The sequence below is a fragment of the Streptomyces sp. NPDC002092 genome (assembly GCF_053593775.1).
In genome coordinates this window covers 42,488-65,430 of the sequence record NZ_JBSFDG010000031.1, presented here as the reverse complement: position 1 = coordinate 65,430, position 22,943 = coordinate 42,488, and the positions used below count along the sequence as shown (strand labels likewise).

Sequence of the window (22,943 nt, the reverse complement as noted above, 5' to 3'; positions counted from 1 at the left end):
GGCGCGAATGACCCTAAACTGGGAAAAGCACTCCATGGATGATCGAGGGCAGTGTGTCGGCCAACGGTATGGCTTCGAGCTCATACCCGCTCAGCGCCGCGGGTGTCGGCGCAGCGCCCGAGCGCGACGACGCGTTGGTGAGGGCCGTGGTCCATGCCGTGGAGGTCACCGGAGCACATACGGGAAGCGTGTTCCTGCTCTCCGGCGACCATCGCTCGCTCGTCGTGGCCGCGTCCTGTGGGACACCGCCCTCCCTGCTCAGCGGGTGGCGTCGGATCCCGGTCAACAGCCGTATGCCGGTGGCGGAGGCGTGCCGCTCCGGGCGCATGGTCCACCTGGCCGGCGCGGAGGAGACGATGCGGCGCTTCCCCCAGCTCTCGATCGCCCTGCCCTACCCGTTCGGCTCTGCATCGGTCCCCGTACGGGCGGGCGGGCGGACCTTCGGCGCCATCGCCGTGGTGTGGACGCCCAGGCCGGACGGGACCGGACTGTCGAGGGCGCAGCGCGGGCAGTTGCGTTCGGCTGCCGACCGGCTGGGCACCGCCCTCGCCGGACTGCGGGCCCGCGGCACGCTCGGTGAGTACGACGAGCGGACGGCTCCGGTACTGGTCCCGCTGCCGTCCGCTCCGGCGATCCGGGTGGGCCTGTTCGACTGGAACCTCGACACCGGAGCCCTCACTGCCGACGACGAACTGTGCGCGATCTTCGGGATTGCGCCCCGCGCGTTCGACGGTCGGGCGGCCACACTGGCGGCCTGCATCGAGCCGGCGGATCTGCCCGGTTTCGGGTCCGCCGCCCGCACCGCGGTCGAGGAGGGACACCTGCTGGCGCACCATCTGCGCATCCTGGACGGCCATGGTGGACACCGCGTCGTCGAGCTGTGGGGCCGGGTACCGGAGAGCCCCGACGACTCGGAGGCCTCTTGCCACCTGGTCGGCGCCGTGCTGGACTCCGGGAGCGGCATGGCCGCCGTGGCGGCGATCGAGCGGCTCGCGGACGGTTTCTTCGCGCTCTCTCCCGACGGACGCCTCGCCTACGCCAACCACAGCATGGAGGAGCTGCTGCGGGTCCGCCAGGACGAACTGCTCGGCCGGCGCCCCTGGGACATCCTGCCCTGGCTGGCCGATCCCGTGTACGAGGACCGCTACCGGGCCGCCGCCGTCTCCCAGCAACCGGTCTCCTTCCTGGTCCGCCGCCCGCCGGACGAGTGGCTGGTCTTCTCCCTCCACCCGGGCGCTCAGGGCATGACGGGATGGGCCTCACGAGTGCGGCAGCCCGTACCGGCCGGCACCGGACCCGGTGCACCGGTCACCGAGGAGGGGCCGCCCTTCTCCTCGGCGCCTGTGCCCGCGGCCCCCCGCGTGGGTTCCCTCTACCGGGTGCTCACGCTGGGCAGCGCCCTCACCGAGGCGGCCACCGCCAACGAGGTGTTCGATGCCGTCGCCGACCAGTTGCTGCCGGCCTTCGGCGGCCAGAAGCTGGCGATCGCCGTGGTGGAGGAACAGCGCCTGCACCTGCTCGCTCAGCGCGGCTACTCGAAACGCTTTCTCGCCCGGTTCGAAGGCACCCCGCTGCACGCCCGGCTGCCCGTGACGGACGCGCTGACCTCCGGGGTCCCGCTGTTCGTCGAGTCCCGGGAGCAGCTCCACGAGAGCTACCCCGGGCTCATGGTGGGTCACACCAACTCCTGGGCGTTCCTGCCGCTGATCGCCTCGAACCACCCGGTCGGCGCCTGCATTCTCGGCTTCGACGACATCCACCGGTTCCCGGACGAGGAGCGCGGAGTGCTCACCGCGCTGGGCGGCCTGATCGGCCAGGCGCTGGAACGCGCCAGACTCTACGACGCCGAATTCGCCCTCGCCCGCGGCCTGCAGGACGCGCTGCTGCCGCACCGGCTGCCCACTGTGCCGGGGCTGCACGTCACCGGGCGTTATCTTCCGGGTACCAGGGGGATGGACATCGGCGGCGACTGGTACGACGTCATCCCCACCGGCGACGAAGTCGCACTGATCGTCGGGGACGTCGAGGGGCACAACGTCCCCGCCGCGGCCGCCATGGGCCAACTGCGCAGCGCCATGCGCGCATTCGTCGCCGCCGGCCATCGACCGAGCGACGTCGCCGCCGGCACCAACCGGCTCCACATGGACCTCGACCCGGTGCTCCTCGCCAGCTGCTGTTACGCCCAGTTCCATCCCCGCTCGGGGATCGTGCGCATCGTCCGCGCGGGCCATCTCCCGCCCCTGCTGCGCCTGCCCGACGGGCACACCAAGATCCTGGATGTGCCCGGCGGCCCACTGCTCGGCATCGACGCGACGGCACACTTTCCGGAGTCGGAACTGCGGCTGGCTCCCGGGTCGGTCCTGGCCCTCTACACGGACGGGTTGATCGAGAGGCGCGACTCGGACATCGGCTCCGACATCGAGCGACTGAGGGGGTCGCTGGCCCGGCTCGGCGGGGGTGGCCTGGACGATCTGGCCGACGGGCTGCTGCGGGATGCCTGCCACGCTTCCCCCGACAGGGCGGACGACATCGCGCTCCTGCTCACCGAGTACGCCCCAACCCGTTGACCAGTTGCTGCCGCCGCTGTCACGTGCCCCAGATCTTCCGGTACGCCTCCCGGTATCCCGCCGGATCCCAGGTCGTGGCGCCGTGACTGTTGTCGGCCGTGCTGATGTGGACGGGGGCCACATACCCGCTGGCCGGCCGGCCTGAGAAGGCGCGATTGAACTCGTCGACGATCTGCCAGCCCTGCTGGGACAGCGGCTCCGGCACGGTGGCCGCCTGGTACTGCTTGCTGTTGATGCGCTGGAAGGCGGAGGGGTCGCCGTCGCCGGCGCCGATGTTGAAGGGCGGGCCGGAACCCTTCTTGCCGGCCGCGCGGAACGCCGGGGCGGCATCGGCGAAGTACAGGTCGTTGATGGCGACGGAGTGGGTCCATCTCTCCTGGAAGCGGGAGAGCAGTGAGGAGATCTCCCGGGGCGTGCGGCTGCCGGCATCCGGGATCGGGATGTTCTCGTACGCCAGCAGCTTCACCCCCGCGCAGGTGGCCAGCTCCTTCCTGATCAGGTCGGACTTGTACTTGGCGAAGGGGATCGAGGCATCGGTGAAGACCACGGCCCCGGCTGATCCGTCGGAGCTCGAGATGACCCACTGCGCACTGGCTCTGGCCACGTCCTCGACTTCGGTGGTGACGTTGGTGAAGAGCCTGGGGCGCCGGCTGGGGCCGGGGGAAGCGACCGCGTGCCAGCCGATGAGCGGGATGCCTGCCGCGTTCGCACGCGCCACCTGCTGCGAGGTCGAGCCCGGGTCGAAGCCCCCGATGACGATGCCCGAGGGTCTGACGTCGACGGCCTCGCTCATCGCCGCCTGGATGCCGGCGGGGGTGCCGCCACCGTCGATCACCCGGACCTGCCAGCCGATGACGCGCGCGGCTTCCCGCACGCCGTCCGCGGCGCCCGCGACTCCGGGATTGGTCATGGTCTGGGCGACGTAGACGATGGTCTTGCCGGCCACCGCGGCGGGTCCGCCGGTCGGTCCGTTCCAGGGGATGTCGGTCCGCTCCGCCCGGCTGACGGCGGCCTGGGCCCTGGTCTGGGCCGCGGGGCAGCCGCTCGGACCCGAGGTGGAGTGCGCCGGGCCGCTCGACGAACCGCGTTCACAGCCGGCCAGCACGAAGACCGCGACCACCAGGGCGGTGGCAGCGGACCGCGCGTTGCGGACGGTGAGGGTGTTGCGGTTGCGGTGCACGGAAGCTCCTTGCGGAGGATGCCGCCCGGGCACTCCGGCGGTGCCCGCGGCGTAGGTCATGGAGGGCTGCCCGGCGTGCCGTCGTCCTGTGTCGCGGCGGGCGAATCGCGGGTGACGACCGCACCGGTGCGCAGTCGGCGGCGAGCGGAGTAGCCGGCCAGGCCGACGGCGAGGAGCAGGGTGCCGCCGTAGAACAACGGGACCGTCCAGAAATCGCCGCCCATCTGGGCGATGCCGGTGAGGCCGACGGCGAGGACGGCGACGGCGACGAGGGTGCCCAGGGCGTTGGGACGCCCGGGTTTGATGGCGGTGGAGCCGAGGAGGGCCCCGACGAACGCGGGCAGCAGATAGTCGAGGCCGACGCTGGGATTGCCGATCTGCTGCTGGGCCGCGAGCAGCACTCCGTCGAAGCCGACGATCAGTCCCGACGCGGCGAAGGCGTAGACGGTGTACTTGCGGGTCGGGATGCCGACCAGGTCGGCGGCGCGCGGGTTCGACCCGACGACGTGCAGGTACCTGCCGAGCGGCAGCCGCTCCAGAACCACCCAGAGGGCGACCGCGAGCGCGAGCACGTAGAAGGCGGGAACCGGCAGGCCGACGAACGTCGAGTCGTAGATGTCGGTGAAGGCGGCCGGGAGGCCTTGCGGACCGGGGACGATCCGGGCGCCGCCGGTGACCCATCCGGTCACCGCGTACATCATGCTGCCGGTTCCGAGCGTGGCGATGAACGAATCGATCCGTCCGAACTCGACGACGACACCGTTGAGGACGCCCACGACACCCCCTCCGGCGATCACCGTGAGGCAGGCGAGCGGCCAGGGCCACCCGTCGCCCACGACGAGCTGCATCACCATGACGTGCGCCAGGCCGAGGCCGTAGCCGATGGAGAGGTCGAACGCGCCGGTCACGATGGGGACCATCGCGGCGAGTGCGAGGACGGCCGGGATCGACTGGTTGGACAGGATCGAGTCTACGGTGTCCCGGGTGGGAAAGGTACGCGGCAGGGTGATGGAGAAGATCAGGAAGAGCAGGGCGGTGACGGTCAGGAGGCCGTAGGCGCCGATGAGTTGCCCGCTCCGGCCGTGCAGTCGGGCGAGTCGCCTCGGTGGTCCCGGGCGACGCGGCCGTGGCGGGGGCGCAGCCGGAGAGGGCGAGCCGGTCACGGATTCACCGCGGTTCCGGAGGAGGGCAGGGCCGAAGCCGCCCGCGTGAGCTCGGTGACCGTGAGGGCCGGGCCGGTCAGCTCGGTCGTCACGGATCCGCGGACGAAGACCAGGGCGCGCCGGCACACGCCCGTGACCTCCTCGAAGTCGCTGGAGACGAGGAGGACCGCGAGGCCGGCGGCGAGCGCCTCGTCGAGCAGGCGGTGGATCGCGGCTTTGGCACCGATGTCCACGCTCGCCGTCGGTTCCTCGAGGATCAGCAGGCGCAGGGCCAGCCGCAGCCACCGGCCGATCATGACCTTCTGCTGGTTCCCCCCGGACAGGGTGGCGATGGCGGCCTCGCTGTCGTGGGGACGCACCGAGAACCGTTCGATCAGGGTGCCGGCCTCGGCGCGTTCGCGGCGGGGGCTGATCCAGCCCAGCGCCGACAGGCCTCCCGCCCGGGGGTTGGCCAGGAGGTTCTCGCGTACGGTCAGCTCGGCGAGGCAACCCTCCCGCTGTCTGTCACCCGGTACGAGGGCGACACCCCGTCCGACGGCGTCCGCGACCGTACGGGGACGGTACGGGCGACCAGCGAGAAGGGCCCGTCCGCCGAGGAGGGGCCGGGCGCCCGCGAGGGCTCGGGCGAGGCCCATGTGTCCGGCGCCCGTGAGGCCGACCAGGCCGAGGACTTCCCCCCGCCTGAGCTCCAGACTGACCGGTCCCGCGTCGTGGGTGCGCACCCCGTCCAGGGTCAGCACGGCCGGACCGCCGGCCGGGGTGCCGGCGGAGCGGTGATCGGTCGGCCCCTCGCCGGTGATGGCGCGCACCAGGCGGGCAGGGGTGTGGCTCGCCGGCGAGCCGTGGCTGACCAGGCGTCCGTCGCGCAGCACGGCGAAGGTGTCGGCGACCTCGTACACCTCGTCCAGGCGATGGCTGACGTAGAGGATGCCGTGCCCCCGGTCGCGCAGGGTGTGCAGCACCCGGAACAGCCGGGTGCAGTCCGCGGCGGGCAGGCGGGCGGTCGGCTCGTCGAGGACGATGAGGCTCGCCCGTGACGCCAGGGCTCGTGCGACGGCGACAAGCGAACGCTCGGCCGGGGCGAGGCGGGAGACCGGCGTGTCGGGGTCGAGATGTCCGGCGACGACCCGCAGGGCCTCGGTGCAGTGTTCTCTGGTGAGCCGCCAGGAGATCAGTCCGGCGCGGCGCGGATACCCGGTGCTCAGAGCGATGTTCTCGGCCACCGTCATCCACTCCACCAGGCCGAGATCCTGATGGATGAAGGACATGTGCCGGGAAGCGGCGCGACTCCCGAGCGGGTGCCCGGCCACGGTGACCTGCCCCGAGTCGGCTTGGTGGACGCCGGCGAGCACCTTGATGAGCGTGGACTTCCCGGCTCCGTTGGGACCGAGGAGGGCGAGGACGCTGCCGGCGTGGACATCGAGGTCGACCCCGGCGAGCGCGAGGGTTCCTCCGAACCGCTTGGCAAGTCCGCGGACACGGACCAGAGGTTCCGCTCCGAAGGGCGGGACCGCATGCGCAGAGGTGTCGTGGGCCTCGTGCACGGACCTCTCCGGGGTTGGACCTGTCGTGTTCTTCCCGATGCGCATCAGTGACATTAGCGCCACGTATCGCATATTCAGGAACATCTGGCCGCTCTCTGTGACCCCAACGGAGCAGCGAATCGCCGGGGTCGCCGCTCAGGCCCCCTCGAGCCCGCATTCGGCCCAGATGACCTTGCCCTGCTGGGTGTAGCGCGTGCCCCAGCTCCGCGTCAGCTGCGCGACGAGGAACAGGCCGCGGCCGCCCTCGTCGGTGCTGGCCGCTCGGCGCAGGTGCGGGGCGGTGTTGCTGGTGTCGGAGACCTCGCAGATCAGGGTGCGGTCGTGGAGCAGCCGTACCCGGATGGGCCCTGCGCCGTGGCGGATGGCGTTCGTGACCAGCTCGCTGAGCACCAGTTCAACGGCGAACGCGGCCTCGTCGAGCCCCCAGTCGGTCAGTTGCCGCGTGGCGGAGGCGCGAACCTCGCTGACCAGGGCCGGATCCGCGGGCAGCTCCCAGGTGGCGATCCGCCGGGGGTCCAGGGCGTGGGTGCGGGCGACGAGCAGGGCGATGTCGTCGCAGGGGTGGGCGGGGGCCACCGTGTCGAGTATCGCCTCGCAGGTCTCGTCGGGCGTGCCGTTCGCTTGGACCAGCGTGGCGCGCAGCTGTTCGAGGACCACGTCGACGTCGCGGTCACGGTCCTCGATGAGCCCGTCGGTGTAGAGGACCAGCCGGCTGTTCTCAGGGAGGTCGAGCTCGGCGGCTTCGAACGGCAGACCGCCGAGGCCGAGCGGCGGTCCCGCGGGCAGGTCGGGGAACCACACGGTGCCGTCGGGGCGGACCAGAGCGGGCGGGGGATGGCCGGCGCGGGCCATGGTGCACTGCTGTGTGGTCGGGTCGTAGATGGCGTAGAGACAGGTCGCGCCGATGATGCCCGCGTCCACGGCGCCGGGGTCCTCCCGGTCCAGGCGTCCCACGAGTTTGTCGAGGTGGGTGAGGACCTCGTCCGGGGGGAAGTCGAGTTCGGCGAAACTGCGGGCGGCCGTGCGCAGCCGCCCCATGGTGGCGGCGGAGAGCATGCCGTGGCCGACGACGTCGCCGACGAAGAGCCCGATGCGGCTGCCGGACAGGGGTATGACGTCGTACCAGTCCCCTCCCACGTCGGATTCGGCGGGCAGGTAGCGATGGGCGACCTCGACGGCGTCCTGATCCGGCACACCGTGCGGGAGCAGGCTGCGCTGCAGGGCCAGGACCATGGCGCGTTCGCGCGTGTAGCGCCGTGCGTTGTCGATGGACAGGGCGGCACGGGCGGCCAGTTCCTGGGCCAGCGACCGGTCGTCGTCCCCGAACGGCGGCGAGTCCTGCGCGCGGTAGAAGCCGGCCACGCCCAGGACTGCGCCGCGGGCGACCAGGGGCACCGCGATGAGGGAGTGGACGTGGCTCAGCAGCTGTGCGGAGTGCTCAGCGTCCTGCCCGAACCAGCCCGCGGCAGCCTTCAGATCCGGTTCCAGTACTGCCTGGCGGCTCGTCAGACACCGCGACTGCGGCATCGTCGGACCGTAGTCGACCTGCTTGCCGACCGGGTGGAAGGGACAGTCGTCATGGATGCCGTGGACCACCGTACGGCGTAGGTCACTGCGGGGATCGGCGGGCTCCTCGCCGCGGAGCACGGCTTCCGGCAGGTCGATGGTGACGAAGTCGGCCAGTTGCGGCACCGCCGACTCGGCGAGCTCCCGGGCGGTACTGCGCACATCCAGGGTGGTGCCTATGCGGACGCCGGCCTCGGACAACAATTCCAGGCGGCGGCGCGCGGCGAGGGCGTAGGTCCCCACGTGCGGCTCCCCCACCATCATGAGCTTTCTCGCCGGGGGCGGGGAATCGGAGTGCTCGTCCGTCGTGCTGTCGCCGGCCGTGACCTGCTCGACGCCCACGGCGACAGGGGCGTGCTCCGTGCCGGGAAGACACTCCGCCGGCGGGGTGACGTGGAGCTGCCCGGGCGCCACGTCGGGGACAGCCCCGGAGAACGTGAGGGAGGTGGCGACGGCAAGCTCGGCAGGGAGGCCCAGCGGCTCGTGCACCTGATGCGGGAAGGCGAGGGGCTCGCGCGGTGAGGGACCGGGGACGACGGCCTCGACGGCGAAGCCCTCCACTCCGGAGGCACTCGTCATCGGCCGGCTGACGAGCGTGACCCGACGGCCGTCGGGCAGGGGCACGTCGACACAGGCCCGCTGCGCGCAGGCGATCAGCTCGGCGGCCTTCTCCATGAGGATCGCGCGGTCGCGGGGGCTCATCTCCACGGCCAGTTCCCGCACCCCTATGTGATGCCGAAAACCTGCGGCGGCCTCGGCTGCGCTGTCCAGGTACGCCCGCAGCAGAGCGCGCTCACGCGAGGAACTCTGCCCCAGCAGCCGCCGCTCGATGGTCTCGGCCGCCTTGCGTATCACGGTGTCCAGCGCCGGGTCCTCGGCACTGCGGGGATAGCCGAAGCACAGGACGCCCTCGATGCGGCCGCTGAGCGGGTCGCGGACGGGAAGCGCGCGGCAGGCACTGCCCTGGGAGCGCTCGGCGAAGTGCTCGGCACCGTAGACCCGGATGGGTTGGCGCTCGGCCAGGGCGAGACCGATGCCGTTGGTACCCGCGACCCTCTCGGCGAACACGAACCCGGGGACACTCTGGATGGCCGGGAGATCTCTGGCCAGCGAGGCTTCTCCGAAACGGCGCAGGAGAACCGTCCCGCTCGCATCGGCGACGGAGATGTTCATCGCGCTGCCGGCGAACATGGCCTGCAGCCGGTCGAGCACCGGGACGGCCGCGCGGACGATCCGTCCGTCCGGTTCGAAGTCCTCCCGGAAGGGAAGGTCGGACTGGTCCGGCGACAGACCCAGCGTCCGGCAGCGCCGCCAGGAATCCAGGATCGACGTGCGCACGCCCGTCTCGACCGGCTCACCCTGCAAAAACCGCTCACGGAAACTGGCGGGTCCCGTGCCGCCTGGCGCACGCCCCGCCGGTATCGGATCTTCGCCGGCCCGAACCACGCTCCGCCTCACTCGCGCCTTCGACAGTCAACCCTTCCGAAATATCTGATATGGACGAGGATACGGGCATTGGAGGCGCGAGTCACCGTCCACAGGGCCCCTCACACACGGTGACCGGACCGGCTCGGCATCACAGGACCGCGACCGGATTGACGGGCGAGCCCGTCCCGCCCGGGACGTTCAGCGGCGCCACGACGAGCATGAAGTCGTAGCGCCCCGCCGTCGCGGTCGCGGCGGACAGCGCTTCCAGGTCGAGGTTGTCCAGCAGTGGCATCCCCATCGCGGCCACAGCCAGGGCGTGGACCGGCGAGTGCACGCCGTCCACGGGTGAAGGCCGTACGTCACTGTCGCCGTCTCCGCCGAGCAGCGCGATGCCACGCTCGGCCAGCAGCGGCAGGGCGTCCACATGAAAGCCCGCGCTGGCCGTGTCGGGGTCCCAGGCGCCGAGTTCCTCGCGGCGCCGGACGTGTCCGGAGCGCAGCAGTACCGCGTCACCCTCGCCGATCGTCACATCGAGCGCCTTCTCCGCAACGACGATGTCCCTCGCGTGCACCGCTCGCCCCGGCTCCAACCAGTGGATCCCGAGGACGGCGGGCAGGTCGAGGAGCACTCCCCTCGTGACGAGGGACCCGAGCGTCGACACCGCGCCGAAGCGGGCGCCTGCGGCATCGACGACCTCGTGTGCCGTGCGGCCGTCGTAGAGCTGCCCCCGATAGGCGATGTGGCACAGCGCGTCGAGATGGGTGATGCCCTTGCCGTGGTAGTCGGCGGCGATGAAGTCCTTGTGGGTGGAGGGTTCCGGCGCCTCCACGTCACCGAGGTCGGTCATGTGGTGCAGGGCAGGCTTGCGGTTGCCGGGGCCGGGCCGGGTGTTCCACGGCAGCGCCAGCGGGACGACCGTCCCGGTCCGCACGCGCGCTGCGGCCCGCCGCACATGGTCCGCCGTGACCCGGTTCCAGGCACCGCGGTCGGCCGGGGACCAGCGACCCCACGTGCGAACCGCCTCGAAGAGCGCGTCGAACTCCCGACGGGAGACGGCGGGCCCGTTGCCGACGCCGGTCGGCGCGGGATTCGCGGCATCGGCGGAACTCGGACTCATCTGTACTCACCGTTCCCAGGCAACAAAGTGTGCGGTCCGCCTCTGGGCGCTTGTTGTTCAGGGTTGAACCTGGGCTCCGGTACGGAGGAAATGAGTCGCCCGGAGACCGAGGTTGCAGTCAGGAGCCCGCAAGAAACGAGAAACGCACCTTCCGCTCCGCATTATCCCTGTTCATGTCCGCCACACTCCGTCAAGACAACGGCCAGGGTCAACGCACGCCAGACGGATGAACACCGATACCGGCGACCGCGCGTCCGGCCGGCAGCGTTCCCAACGGCCCTCAAGGGCAGCGACAGGTCGTCGCCCCGAGGCGATCCGTAGAGCAGGCAAACGTGCAAGCGGTCCGGCCAGACCACGACCTCTCGGCACCGTCCGGCAGGGCACGACCAAAGCATGGCGTTACCGCCAGGGCGCCGCCAGGTCTGTGGTCGAACCAGCCCGCTTGCCGACCCAGGCCGCTTGCTGTTTGGGGCGGAACGCGCCTGGCCGTGAGGACCGGAAGTGCCGATCCAGCCGTCCCGCACGGTTTGGTGAAGGTCATACAGGCTTCTTGGTGTGAACCCTTCCTTTCGCCCCACCATGGAAATTCCGCGAGGTGGGGTCGAGTGCGCGAGCCACGCCGACCGGAGGGCACCCCCTCAATGGGCCCGTTCACTCACACGTGTACACCACCTGCCATCGGCGCATCCTTCTCCGGCAGGCGGACAGACTCCAGACGCCGAAGCGCGGCAGCCGCCTCCTCCCGAGGAACACCGCACGACTTGACTGTTCCGCTCCCATCTCATGGCCGCCAGAAGGGGAAGCATCTGTGCCCATGACCGTCGATCACCTGCCCGAGGCCACCAGGTTCGGTGATCCGCCGGCGGACGTCCGTGTGGCCGAACTCCTCGACTCCGGCCAGATCTCTCACGTCAACGACCCTTTCCGCGCCATCCGTAGGCTCTCCACGCGGCATCACCAACTGCCGCCCTGGCTCCAGGAGTTCCTGCACGAGGCCGTGGCGCCGCCGCCCGGCCGGACGGCCGAGGACGTCCACAGGGGGGAGTCGTTCTTCGCGCTCCACCACAGCACCGTTTCGACGGTGCGGGCCACGGTCGGTCCTGTCGACCGCCACCCCTGCCCGGCCAGGGCATTCACGCTACGTTCCACCGGGCGCCCGGGCGGCGAGGAGAGCCCCGGACGGCGCCTGTCGCAGGAGGACGGCGCCTTCATGACCAGGCACGGATAAGCCGACCTGCATCTCCCGTTCCGCCGTCGACCTGACCACCAGGCAGGGCGCGAACATCGCCGCCCTCGTCCCGGTGGCCGCCGTTCCAGCCGGGAGCCCGCGAGAACGGTCACCGGGGCGTTCAACGCGGTACTGCGCTATGCCATGACGCACGATCAGGACGACCATTCGCGGATGCCCGAAGAACTCACCGACGGACGATGACGATATTCGCGCGGGGACTGCGGCACTCAACCGCCCTTCGCCCTGAAAAGAATGACCGAAGAAAAAGAATGACCGAAGAATTCCAGTGGAGGCCGTTTATGCGTGGTGCCCGGACCTTTCTGCTCGCTGTGACCTGTGCGCTCCTCGCGGGGACCGCAGCCCCCGGTACAGCCACGGCGGCGGAACCCGGCGAGGTCGTCGTCTTCGCGACGGAACTGGCGCCGTTGACCGTTTACCCGGAACCACACGGCTGCCACAAGCTTCCGGTGGCCGCACACGTGCTGACGAATCGCACCGACCGGCCGGTCACGGTGTACGGCGACCCCTTTTGCCTGACGCCCGGCCTCATCGTGCAGCCCGGCTTCGGGGCGCATGTGCCGCCCGGCAGCGGCAGCTTCTCGGCCTGAACCACCCTTTCCCTCGCCCTCCCACGCACACCCAGGAGAACTGCTGCACATGACCGTCGACCTTGTCGTCATGGGGCTTGGCCATGTCGGGTTACCGCTCGCCCGAGCCGCAGTCTCGGCCGGCCTGGCCACCGCCGGGTACGACGTGTCCGGCACCGTGGTGTCCGCTCTCGCCGAGGGCCGCTCGCACGTCGGTGGCGTCTGTGACTCCGAGGTCGCGGCCATGCTGGACGCAGGCTTCCGCGCCACGGCCGACCCCACGATCCTCGACGGCGCACAGACCGTGGTGATCTGTGTTCCGACCGGGCTCACGCCGGAGGGCTTACCCGACTTATCCGCGGTGCAGGACGCCTCGAAAGTCGTCGCTGCCCGGCTGCGCACCGGCATGCTCGTCGTCCTGGAGTCCACCAGCTACCCGGGCACCACAGAGGATGTCGTGAGACCGCTGCTGGAGCACGGCAGTGGACTGCGGGCGGGCGAGGACTTCCATCTCGCGTATTCCCCCCAGCGCATCGACCCCGGCAACGAGATCTGGGACGTTCGCAACACCCCGAAGGTCGTGAGCGGTTGCACCGCTCTGTGCGCGAAGTACGCCACCGCGTTCTACGGGCGGTTCGTGGACCACCTCGTCCTCGCCCGGGGCACGCGGGAGGCGGAGATGGCCAAACTCCTCGAGAACACCTACCGCTACGTCAATATCGCCCTGGTCGACGAGGTGGCACTGTTCTGCCACCAGGCCGGCATCGACGTCTGGGACGTTCTGCACTGCGCGGCGTCGAAGCCGTTCGGCTTCGCCCCTTTCAGTCCCGGTCCCGGCGTCGGCGGACACTGCATCCCCGTCGACCCCCGCTATCTGGCCGCGCGGGCCGAGTCCCAGGGTTTCCCCTTCCGCATGTTGGCAGCCGCACACGAGGTCCTCACCCACATGCCGAGGCATGTCGTGGACCGGGCCCTGTCTCTGCTCACCGAGAACCGCGGCCGGCCCGAGGGCGCACGTGCCCTCCTCCTGGGCGTCACCTACAAGGCCGATGTCGCCGACGTCCGTGAGTCACCGGCACGCCCCGTGGCCGCGGGGCTGCTCGCCACGGGGGTCGACGTCTTCTACCACGATCCCTACGCAGCCGACTTCAGCGTGGACGATCGGTCCCTGCCGCGCGCCACGGATCTGCGGGAGGCCCTGGGTGAGGCGGATGTGGCGATCCTGCTGCAGCACCACGCCTGCTACGCCAGGGAAGCGCTGGGCAGAGCCCGTTGCGCCGTGCTGGACACGCGCGGCAAGGCCGTCGGCAGCAGAGTGACGCTTCTCTGACAACCCCGCCGCGTCTCCGGGACTGGCTACGGCCCCCTTCGCCACCCCAGCCGACGCCTCGCCGCCGCCGACTCCGGTCGGCACCTTCCTGCCGGCGTCCCGCCGGCCCCACAGACCCGCGCAGGGGCAGCGCCCTGCGCGGTTGCGGCCCTTGCCAGGGGCCGCAGTCCGTCAAATCTCCGAGACGAACCGAGAAGGAGAACACATGAGCACTGCTGTCGCCAACGACCGTCTGGTGAAGCGCTTCGAGAAGTGGGACACCGACGGCAACGGTGTGCTGGAACCCAGCGACTTCCAGGGTGAGGCAGCCCGGATCGCCCAGAACCTGGGGAGGAAGGCCGACTCCGCGGAGGTTCGGGAACTCCTGAACGCGTTCCAGGGACTCTACGAGAACCTGGCCCAGAAGGCCGGGGTCCCCGCCGGGAGCGGCATCAGCCGGGAGCAGTTCCTCAACGCCACGGGAGACATGCTGTTCAAGGAGGGCGAGGCGAGCTTCAACCGCGCCCTCTCCCCCATCGTGAAGGCGCTGATCCGCCTGTGCGACGACAACCACGACGGCGAGATCGACCAGTTCGAGTTCCGAGCCTGGCTGACCGGCGTCGGCGTGCCGGAGTCCCGGGCCGGTGACATGTTCGAGCAGATCGACGCCAACGGAGACGGCCGTCTGTCCGAGGAGGAACTGCTGGGGGCGCTCCGCGACTTCCACTTCGGCCGGCTGGACGTCGAGCTTCTCGGCTGACCTGCCGTACCAGCCCCGGTGACCCCCTGAGTATCCGCTCAGGGGGTCACCCCATGAAACCGCATGAACCCGCATGAGCCCCGATGAACCCCATGAAGGGGGCCTGGACGAAGGCGTCAGTCCTTCGGCCCCAGGCCCCCTTCATCCGGGCCCTGGAGGAAGGTGACACGGGCCTCGGGCCGCAGCCGCAGGTCTCGGCCACTGACCGGACTGGCTGTGTGGATCAGGATGTTGTAGTGGTTCGGAAGGTGGCAGGCGTCGAAGCCGAGGACCGTGCCGACCGGCGTGTCGTCGATGCTCACCAGGTCACCACGGTCGATCACGCCGCCGCACACCAGTTCCGCGAAGCCGAGGAAGCCCACCCGGTCGATCCGGGCGCCGGGGCGCGGGTCCCATTGATCGGTGCTGACGAGTTCGTGCACCTCGTCCCGCCGCACGCAGCGCGCCGCGTGTTCCTCCAACCGCATCCCCCGGTCCGTGCGGTGGTGCGTGAGCACTTTGACCAGGCTCGCGCGCACCACACGTTTCGGGCCGTCCTCCGCCGGGTTCACCGGTCCGCCTCCGCCGGCGGCGCACAGGATGCGGGCCGGGCGCGGCGGTAGGCCGCCTCGACCAACTCCAGTGCGGGCAGGCCGCCGTGCGCTCCCGGCCCGACCGGGGCGCACCGGCCGGCGAGGGAGGCGAACTCGGTGAGGATCGCCTCGTACTCGTGCCACAGCGACGCCTTGAAGCCGAGGTGGCCGGCCAGCATGTCGGCGTGCAGGACCTCCCCGTCGGCCAGTTCGGCCTCGACGTCCTTGCGTTCTCCCGGGTACGACCAGTCCAGTTCCACCCTTGCGGTGGCGCCGGTGGGGCTGCTGAGGCGGATCACTGCCTTCCGGTCGACGCCCGAGCCGTCGCGGTGGATCTCGCTGCCGGTGACGGTGACGTCGCCGAGCAGCATCCGCACCAGGTCGAGCGCGTTCGGGCCGTTGTCGGCCACACAGCCGCCGCCGCAGCGGGCGGGGTCGAGGTACCAGTCCTCGCCGCCGAGATGTTCCTCGATGCGTTCCAGGTACCGCACGCGGACCGCGACGATCTTCCGGCCTGCCGCCTGGTGCGCCAGCGCACGGACGACGGTGTTGTAGCGGCGATGGAACGCCGTCAGCAGAGGGACGCCGCAACGCCGCGCGAGATCCACCAGCAGGCGTCCCTCGGCGGCGGTGAGGGCGAGGGGTTTTTCGACGCACACGGGAACACCGGCGGCCAGCGCCTCTCGGCAGACCGGGAGGTGCACGTGGTTGGGCACGGCCACGACCAGGGCGTCCGGCCGGGCCTGGGCCAGCAGTGTCCTGTGGTCGCGGAAGCGGGCCGCCCGGCCCCGGTACTGCTCCAGGGCCTGGTCGCGCGTGTCGCACACGGCCGACAGCTCCCAGCCGGGCAGCCGTTCGGCGGCGGCCAGGTAGTAGGGGGAGATGGCGCCGAGGCCGACGACGCCCAGCCGCAGCGGCCGGGTCATCGCGGGCTCCCGGAGCCAGGACCGACGGGGAGGCCCAGGTCCGCCAGTTCCCGGTACAGGTGCTCCGGCAGCGGGATGCCGTCGCGGCGGCGCTCGGCGGCGAGTTCGGCCTCCCGCCACCCCGGGTAGCGCACCGGTGCTCCGCCGGGCACCGGCGGGCAGTCGGCGAGCGCGCCGAACAGGGACCGGGTCGAGCCGACGACGTCCGTGCCCGGACTCAGTACCTCCGGGGCGATCGCGAGGAGGAAGAAGCCGATGCCGTCGTCCCGTCCGTGCGGCCGGCCGTCCCCTTCCAGAGCGGCGGGCGAGGGTCCCACGGCCGCCCCGGACACCACCGCGGCCAGCAGTTCCACCGCGATGCCGAGTCCGTAGCCCTTGTGGACGCCGGTCTCGGCCGTACCGCCCAGCCAGCGCAGGAACGCCTCGCCGCGGTCGAATGCGGACGGGTCCGTCACGGGGTTGCCCGCCGCGTCCTCCAGCCAGCCTGCGGGCACCGGAGTGCCCCGGCGGGCGGCCACGCGGACCCGTCCGGTCGGCGCGACGGTGGTGCTCATGTCCAGCAGGAAGGGGTGGCCGTCGAGAGCGGGGGCGGCGACGCTCAACGGGTTGGTGCCGAGCATGGCCACCGCGCCTCCCGGCGGGCGTGCGATGCGCTGGCCGCCGCAATTGCTCGCGACGACGCCGATCATCCCGGCGTGCGCGGCGCGGACGGCGTGGAAGCCGGCGCACCCGAAGTGGGTGGCGCCGCGCACGGACACCAGGCCGACGCCATGCCGGCGGGCCCGGGCGACGGCATCGTCCATGGCTTCGGCCGCGGCCCACAGGCCCAGGGCGCGGCGGGCGTCGACGACCGCGCAGGCGCCCAGGTCGGTGAGGGTCCGCGGTTCGGCACGGGGGTCGCAGCGCCCCGACTCCAGCAGCGGCAGGTAGAGCCGGGTGAGGTTGAACACTCCGTGCGAGTCGAGGCCGGCAAGGTCACCGTGGCACAGGGCGTCGGCGGCGAGCCGGGCCCTGGGTGCCGGAATGCCGTGGCCGGTGAACAGGCCGGTCAGCGCTGCACACAGCTCGGCGTGGCCGACAAGGACGGATGCGTGGTCGGACGTTGCCGAGGAGGCAGTGGACACCGTCATACGCGGTTCCTTACGGGAGGGGCGGGTCGGTGGTCTTCAGCGAAGAGGGTGACGAGGCGGTGGACGACGCCCGCGAAGTCCTCCAGGTCGGCGAGGTCGACGAACTCCCCGGGCGCGTGGGCGTGGTTGGCGGCGAGGTCACCGGGGCCGAGCACGGTGGTGAAGGCGTCGTCCAGACCGGCGGCCCAGATGGCGTCGCAGGTGAAACCGGGATCGCCGTCCGCCGGCCGGGCTCCCGCGCGGGCCAGGAGCGCCTCGGCACAGGGGTCGCGGTTGTCCAGTGCGGGCAGTCCGTCCTTGTCCCAGCCGAGCAGGGTGATGCGTCCCGCGTCCCGTGCCGTGCGGGCGAACTCCCGGGTGGAGGCGAAGAGTTCGCTGAAGCCGCGCAGACCGTCGGTGACGTGCCGGGTCACGGCGGCCTTGAGGTGACTGCCGTCCGCGGTGGTGCCGTAGGACAGGTTGACCAGCAGGGTGCCGGTGCCGTGGACGCGGTTGTGCGTGCGGCCGGTGTGCAGTCCGGCCAGGCACACCCGTGTGCCGGGTACGGCCCCGTCCAGGCGGGCGGCGAGGTGCTGGGCGAGGAAGCCGAGCAGCACGGTGGCGTTGTGTCCGGCGTCCGGATGGTCGTCGACGGCGTCCTCACCGGTGACGGTGATCCGGGCGGTCATGGAGGCGGTCGCCCGGGGCAGCGCGCGCAGACCGGTCGGTTCGCAGAACACGTTGAGGCGTCCGTGATGGCCGGCTTCCAGCAGGGGGCGGGTGCCGTAGGTGCCCAGGGCGCCGCCTTCCTCCCCGGCGACGGCCTGGAGCAGGACGGTGACGTCCCGTCCGACGGCGGGGTGGGACGCGGCCGCCCGCAGCCCCGCAAGCAGGGCGACGGCGGGTCCCTTGGCGTCGACGGACCCCCGGCCGGTGAACCTGCTTCCGTCGAAGGCGGGTTGGACGTGTCCGGCGACGGTGTCCAGATGGACGTTGAACATCACCGTGTCCACGCGGGGACGCTCGGGTCCAAGCCGCAGCAGCAGGCTGGGCTGGTCCACGAGGAAGCGCGGGTCGCGCGCGGCGGCCCGGACGGTGGACGGAACCCCGGGCCGGTCCAGACATGCGACGGGGGCAGCCGCGAGCCGTACGGTGCGCAACCCCACGTCGGCGGCGGCTGCCGCGTACCGGTCGAGGAGGTCGGGCAGTCGGGACGGCGGGTCGTCCGGCCCGGCCTCCAGAGGGTTGACGCTGGGCAGGCGCAGGAGGTCCAGCAGCAGCTTCTGGTACTGGTCGGTGAACAGTACGGTCACGCCGTACCGTCCGGGTGGGCGGGTGCCGCCTTCATGGTCCGCAGCAGCCGGGTGAGCGCCTGTCCGGCCCGTACGAACAGGGCACCGGCGTCTTCACCGGCCCGGACCAGGCCGTCGTGGGGGCGCACGGCGAGGTGTGGTTCGAGGGAGAGGGCGCCGGTGTAGCCGTGGGCGGCCAGGATCCGCAGGCATGCGGCCACCTCGGCACCGCCCTCACCGGGCAGCGTGTAGGCGGTGGTGCCGTCCGGGGTGCGGACGGCGTCCTTGATGTGGACGTGGGCCACATAGGGGGCGAGGTCCTGAAGCATGTCCGGCGCGCGGTAGCCGTACGGAACGCCGTTGCCGGTGTCGAACAGCAGCCGCAGGGCCGGGCTGCCGACGCCACGCAGCAGCCGGAGCGCTCGGTCGGCCCGGTCCCCGGCCCAGCCCGCGCAGTTCTCGTGCACCAGCACCAGGCCCGCCCGCTCGGCGCGGTCCGCCAGGACGGCGGTGCGGGCGAGGACGCGGTCGGCCCACTCGGTCTCCGTCAGGCCGTCGTTGGGGTACGACATGATCCGTACGAGACGGCAGCCCAGGGCGGCGCACCGCTCGGCCAGGACGTCCAGTTCGGCGAGGTCCACGGCGAGGTCACCGGTGACGGGACGGGACCAGTTCCCGATCCTGGAGGCCACGCCGATCACCGTGACACCGGCGTCCGCCAGCCGCCGGGTCAGGGTGTTGAAGGCCGCCGCGGAGAGATCGGCGAGTGCGGTCCCGTCGACCGTGCGCAGTTCGATGGCGTTCCAGCCCAGGTGCCGCAGGGCGGCCAGCTGGCCGTCGGTACCGGGCGCCGCCTCGTCGCCGATCCCGGCCAGGGGCCCGAATCCCGCGGCGCGGTGCCCGGCGGCGTCGTGTCGGGGCATCTCAGCGGCTCCCGGTGCGGGCGGATGGTGCGGCGGCGCAGTGTTCACGGGCCGCGCACAGCAGGCGGACGCTCTCGCAGGCGAGCGAGAAGCCGGCGGCGTCCGGCGCTGCGGAGAGAAAGCCGCGATAGGCACCTTCGAGGAAGTCGGTCAGGGCGTCGTCCCGGAAGACCTGGCGGCCGGGCCCGGGCACGCCGCCCGTGGCGGGGGCTCCGGTCGGCGCCGCGGGCGCATCGCCGCCGACGGGGGCGATGACGAGCTGGGCGTGGTCGTCGTCCTCGCTGAGGGGGAAGTGGCCCGTGGCCGTCCCGCCGTCGAACTCGCATACGACGCTGCGCTGTCGCACGGGTGCGCCCAGGTCGGAACGCAGCAGGGTGGACACCCCGGTGCTGTGCTCCAGTTCCAGGAGGGCACCGCCCATACCGGGCAGCTGCCGGTCCTCGCAGCGCAGGTCCCAGCAGTGCGCGGCGCGCAGTTCGGCGGGGCCGGCCAGGTCTAGGGCCAGAGCCAGGGAGTGGGGGAGCTCCACGTCGAGGGCGCTCTGATGCCCGTCGGTGGTCAGGGACCGCAGGAAGCGCGGCTTGTGCTGGTCCGCGGTGATGCGGCGCAGCGGGCCGAGCCGGCCGCCGCGGACGAGTCGGCGCAGCCGACCCGCGAGCCGGGAGCCGGTCCAGTGGGCCATGGCCACCAGGGCGAGGCCCGCCTCGTCGCGGAGCCGGATCAGGGCGTCCAGTTCGTCGCGGGACGCAGCCAGGGGTTTCTCCACGATCATCCGGCGAAACCCGTGCCCGGCGAGTGCCTCGATCAGGGCGTGTCTCGACCGGGGCGGCGTGCAAACGTGCACCACCGCGGTGGCGGGGTCCACGTGGTCCAGGGCCTGATCCAGCGTAGTGACGACGGTCACCTCTCCGGGGGTGGCCGAGAGCCGCAGAACGCCGGCGCGCGGGTCGCACCCGATCGCGGGCAGGGCGACCAGTGGATCGCCCGTGCTCCCGGTCCGCCCGGCCAACCGGGCCAGCGTTTTCAAGTGCAGTCCGGATCCGGACCGGCCGAGGCCGACCACGAGGGGCTGCAGCACATGGGCCTCCTAGTCCGTGCGCCAACTCCGTTGCGACGCAGGACTATTGCCCCTCTGCCGGGATTGGGTCAAGGCATTCGGAATGCCTTTACTCACAACGTGTGAAGATGCCCCTTGCCCATTCTCCGCGGCCGACGAGCCCGATTAGCGTTGATATTCAGCATGACTCAACGGGGCATACGACTCCACGGGGCGGGAGACGAGACTTGAGCGAATTATCGGCCGCAGAAGGAATAGCGCAGGCGGTTCCCTTCTTTTCCCAGGCCAAAACCTTCGAACTGCTGTGGCCTTCCATCGAAAAGTCATTGGAGGAGGTTTTCCACAGCGGTAAGTTCTCTCACGGAAAACAGGTCGGACAGCTTGAGTCGGCGCTCGCGGAATACACCGGCGCACGGTACGTCGTCGGAGTCAACAGCGGCACCGACGCACTCGTGCTGCTGCTGCGCGCCTGTGGGCTGCGTCCCGGCGACGGCGTCCTGGTCCCCGCCTACTCGTTCTTCGCCACCGCGTCGGCCGTCGTTCTGGCAGGCGGCCGGCCCCAGTTCGTGGACATCACCCCGGAGACGTACGCGATGGATCCGGCGGCCCTGGAGGCAGCCGTCACTCCCAGCAGCCGGTTCGTGATGCCGGTGCATCTGTTCCACACGATGGCCGACCTGGAGGCCGTCACCGCAGTCGCACGGCGGCATGGTCTGACGGTGGTCGAGGACAGCGCCGAGGCGATCGGCATGCGCCGACGCGGTGTGCACGCGGGCCTGCACGGCGCCGGAGGGGTGCTGTCCTTCTTCCCCTCCAAGACGCTCGGGGCGCTCGGGGACGCGGGAGCCGTGCTCACCGACGACGCGGAGGTGGCGGACACCGTCGCGGCCCTGCGCCACCACGGCAGGACCGGCCGTACGCTGAACGACTTTCCGGCGATCTCGACCGACAGCGCATGGCCGGGAGTGAACAGCAAGATGGACGACATCCAGGCGGCCGTCCTGCTCGCCAAGCTGCCCCTCCTGGAGGAGCAGATCGCGCACCGGGCCGAGTTGGCCGACGCCTACACCGCCCGTCTGCGGGACGTGCCGGGCATCATCCGCCTGCCGCGCGCCACCGCCGAGGGCCCGGGCACCCGCGACGTGTTCTACGTCTACCTCATCGAGACCGAGGACCGGGACGCCCTCGTCGTCCATCTCGACCGGCACGGCGTCGGCACCGAGGTCTACTACCCGGTGCCGCTGCCCCACCAGCCCGCCTTCGCCCACCTGGGCCACCGGACGGGCGAGTTCCCCCATGCCGAAGCGGCGGCCCGGCATGCCGTGGCCCTGCCGCTCCACCCCGATCTCAGCCCCGGCGACCTGGACCGCGTGTGTGACACCGTCCGCTCCTTCCGCGCCGAAGGGAGGGCGACCGCATGACCGTGTCGCTCCCTCCCGCCGTCCCGTTCTTCCCGCCCGCCCTCTTCGAAGCCGACCGCGCCGCGCTCATCGACCTGGTCCGGGAGGTGGGCCTGGACCCTGAGCAGCGGTTCATCCTGGGCCGGCGCACCACGGCGTTCGAGGATCTGCTGCGCGAGGACCTGGGAGCGGCGGACGTGGTCGCGTGTTCCAGCGGCACTTCGGCGCTCTCACTGGTGCTGCGGGCTCTGCACGTCGGTCCCGGTGACGAGGTGATCGTGCCCGCGTTCGGGTGTGCGCCGCTGGCCGCGTCGGTGGTCGGCACCGGAGCCACCCCGGTCTTCGCCGACATCCGGCCGGACACCATGACCATGGACCCGGACCATGCCGAGCAACTCGTCACCGCGCGGACCAAGGCGGTGATGCCGGCCCACATGTTCTCCGTGATGGCTGACATGCCGAGGTTCGTCGAGCTGGCCCGTCGGCACGGACTGCGTCTGGTGGAGGACTCGGCGGTCGCCCAGGGTGGCGTCCTGCGCGGTGTTCCGGCCGGACTGTGGGGGGAGGCGGGCGTCTACTCCTTCGTCCAGGTCAAGACCTGCGGCATGCCCGGCGAAGGCGGCGTGGTGGTCACCCGGGACGCGGAGCTGGGCGAGAAGGTACGGATGCTGCGCAACCACGGCCAGGTGGCCGGGCAGCGCTTCGTGCACCACGCCGTCGGGCTCAACAGCCGCTTCGACGAGATCCAGGCCGCGTTCCAGACGCACCGCTACCGCGCCTTCCCCAAGCGGCTGGCGCGGCGGGCGGAGATCGCCGCCTACTACACCGAGCGCTTCACGCCGCTGGCCGGCCGCGGTGTGGTCCCGCCCCCGCCCGACCAGGACGGCCGGTGCTTCTACGTCTACACGGTGCTCGCCGCCGACCGGGACTCCCTCGGCGCCCACCTGGCCGAGCGGGGGGTGGCCACGCACGTCTACTATCCGCGCCCCCTGCCCGCGCACCATGCCTTCGCCCCCCACGCGCCAAGCGGTGCCCGCTGGCCGCGGGCAGAACAGGCCGCCCGCCGTCATCTCGCGCTGCCGGTACACCACTTGCTGAGTGACACGCAGGTCGAACACGTCGCCGACCTGGTGTGCGCGTTCGTCGCCGAGCACTCCTGACGTACGACAGCACGTACGACAGCCGCCGGGGCCGCCCGGTCACCCGGACCGC

General features: G+C 71.5%; 18 protein-coding genes. 7 read left to right on the top strand and 11 right to left on the bottom strand.

What is annotated here, in order from left to right; genetic code table 11:
* Positions 1-68 precede the first annotated feature (68 nt).
* A complete protein-coding gene (locus ACWCRD_RS42130) occupies positions 69-2,567 on the top strand; it encodes a SpoIIE family protein phosphatase (RefSeq protein WP_450970970.1) in 2,499 nt (832 codons plus the stop codon).
* A 19-nt stretch (positions 2,568-2,586) separates the two neighbouring features.
* On the opposite strand, the gene ACWCRD_RS42125 is transcribed toward ACWCRD_RS42130, so the two are convergent.
* The 5 genes from ACWCRD_RS42125 to ACWCRD_RS42105 all read right to left on the bottom strand — a co-directional run bounded on the left by ACWCRD_RS42125 (position 2,587) and on the right by ACWCRD_RS42105 (position 10,565).
* A complete protein-coding gene (locus ACWCRD_RS42125; RefSeq protein WP_450970969.1) occupies positions 2,587-3,747 on the bottom strand; it encodes a substrate-binding domain-containing protein in 1,161 nt (386 codons plus the stop codon).
* 56 nt (positions 3,748-3,803) lie between these two features.
* Complete coding sequence (locus ACWCRD_RS42120) at positions 3,804-4,910, bottom strand: ABC transporter permease (protein ID WP_450970968.1); 1,107 nt, start codon at positions 4,908-4,910, stop codon at positions 3,804-3,806.
* Complete coding sequence (locus ACWCRD_RS42115; RefSeq protein WP_450970967.1) at positions 4,907-6,454, bottom strand: sugar ABC transporter ATP-binding protein; 1,548 nt, start codon at positions 6,452-6,454, stop codon at positions 4,907-4,909. Before ACWCRD_RS42115 ends, ACWCRD_RS42120 begins: the two co-directional genes overlap by 4 nt.
* A 135-nt stretch (positions 6,455-6,589) precedes the next feature.
* A complete protein-coding gene (locus tag ACWCRD_RS42110) occupies positions 6,590-9,466 on the bottom strand; it encodes a SpoIIE family protein phosphatase (protein WP_450970966.1) in 2,877 nt (958 codons plus the stop codon).
* Positions 9,467-9,596: 130 nt separating this feature from the next.
* Positions 9,597-10,565 (bottom strand): cyclase family protein, encoded by a 969-nt coding sequence (locus tag ACWCRD_RS42105; protein ID WP_450970965.1) that lies wholly within the window; start codon positions 10,563-10,565, stop codon positions 9,597-9,599.
* Between the two features lie 814 nt (positions 10,566-11,379).
* Here ACWCRD_RS42105 and ACWCRD_RS42100 point away from each other — a divergent pair.
* From ACWCRD_RS42100 to ACWCRD_RS42085, 4 genes are all read left to right on the top strand, one after another.
* Positions 11,380-11,793 (top strand): hypothetical protein, encoded by a 414-nt coding sequence (locus ACWCRD_RS42100; protein ID WP_450970964.1) that lies wholly within the window; start codon positions 11,380-11,382, stop codon positions 11,791-11,793.
* A gap of 302 nt (positions 11,794-12,095) precedes the next feature.
* Complete coding sequence (locus tag ACWCRD_RS42095) at positions 12,096-12,404, top strand: hypothetical protein (RefSeq protein ID WP_450970963.1); 309 nt, start codon at positions 12,096-12,098, stop codon at positions 12,402-12,404.
* A 49-nt stretch (positions 12,405-12,453) separates the two neighbouring features.
* Positions 12,454-13,713, top strand: coding sequence for a nucleotide sugar dehydrogenase (locus tag ACWCRD_RS42090; RefSeq protein WP_450970962.1), 1,260 nt, complete (start codon positions 12,454-12,456; stop codon positions 13,711-13,713).
* Between the two features lie 205 nt (positions 13,714-13,918).
* Positions 13,919-14,452 carry an EF-hand domain-containing protein gene (locus ACWCRD_RS42085; protein ID WP_450970961.1) on the top strand — a complete coding sequence of 178 codons (534 nt, stop codon included), beginning with the start codon at positions 13,919-13,921 and terminating at the stop codon, positions 14,450-14,452.
* 116 nt (positions 14,453-14,568) lie between these two features.
* Here ACWCRD_RS42085 and ACWCRD_RS42080 read toward each other — a convergent pair whose 3' ends face one another.
* Genes ACWCRD_RS42080 through ACWCRD_RS42055 form a run of 6 tightly spaced genes read right to left on the bottom strand, consistent with a single transcriptional unit; the run spans position 14,569 to position 20,352 of the window.
* Entirely contained in the window at positions 14,569-15,003 is a 435-nt protein-coding gene (locus tag ACWCRD_RS42080) for a DUF6917 domain-containing protein (protein WP_450970960.1), read from the bottom strand.
* Entirely contained in the window at positions 15,000-15,950 is a 951-nt protein-coding gene (locus ACWCRD_RS42075; RefSeq protein WP_450970959.1) for a Gfo/Idh/MocA family protein, read from the bottom strand. Before ACWCRD_RS42075 ends, ACWCRD_RS42080 begins: the two co-directional genes overlap by 4 nt.
* Positions 15,947-17,080 (bottom strand): Ldh family oxidoreductase, encoded by a 1,134-nt coding sequence (locus ACWCRD_RS42070; protein WP_450970958.1) that lies wholly within the window; start codon positions 17,078-17,080, stop codon positions 15,947-15,949. Before ACWCRD_RS42070 ends, ACWCRD_RS42075 begins: the two co-directional genes overlap by 4 nt.
* Positions 17,077-18,372, bottom strand: coding sequence for a M20/M25/M40 family metallo-hydrolase (locus ACWCRD_RS42065; protein ID WP_450970957.1), 1,296 nt, complete (start codon positions 18,370-18,372; stop codon positions 17,077-17,079). Before ACWCRD_RS42065 ends, ACWCRD_RS42070 begins: the two co-directional genes overlap by 4 nt.
* Positions 18,369-19,274 carry a sugar phosphate isomerase/epimerase family protein gene (locus tag ACWCRD_RS42060; RefSeq protein WP_450970956.1) on the bottom strand — a complete coding sequence of 302 codons (906 nt, stop codon included), beginning with the start codon at positions 19,272-19,274 and terminating at the stop codon, positions 18,369-18,371. The genes ACWCRD_RS42065 and ACWCRD_RS42060 overlap by 4 nt, the downstream gene beginning before the upstream one ends.
* 1 nt (position 19,275) lies before the next feature.
* On the bottom strand, positions 19,276-20,352 hold the full coding sequence (locus tag ACWCRD_RS42055; protein ID WP_450970955.1) for a Gfo/Idh/MocA family oxidoreductase: 1,077 nt from the start codon (positions 20,350-20,352) through the stop codon (positions 19,276-19,278).
* Between the two features lie 305 nt (positions 20,353-20,657).
* On the opposite strand from ACWCRD_RS42055, the gene ACWCRD_RS42050 reads away from it, so the two are divergent.
* Entirely contained in the window at positions 20,658-21,752 is a 1,095-nt protein-coding gene (locus tag ACWCRD_RS42050) for a DegT/DnrJ/EryC1/StrS family aminotransferase (protein WP_450970954.1), read from the top strand.
* Positions 21,749-22,891: a DegT/DnrJ/EryC1/StrS family aminotransferase gene (locus ACWCRD_RS42045; RefSeq protein WP_450970953.1), complete on the top strand. Its 1,143-nt coding sequence runs from the start codon at positions 21,749-21,751 to the stop codon at positions 22,889-22,891. Before ACWCRD_RS42050 ends, ACWCRD_RS42045 begins: the two co-directional genes overlap by 4 nt.
* The last annotated feature ends 52 nt before the right edge of the window (positions 22,892-22,943 follow it).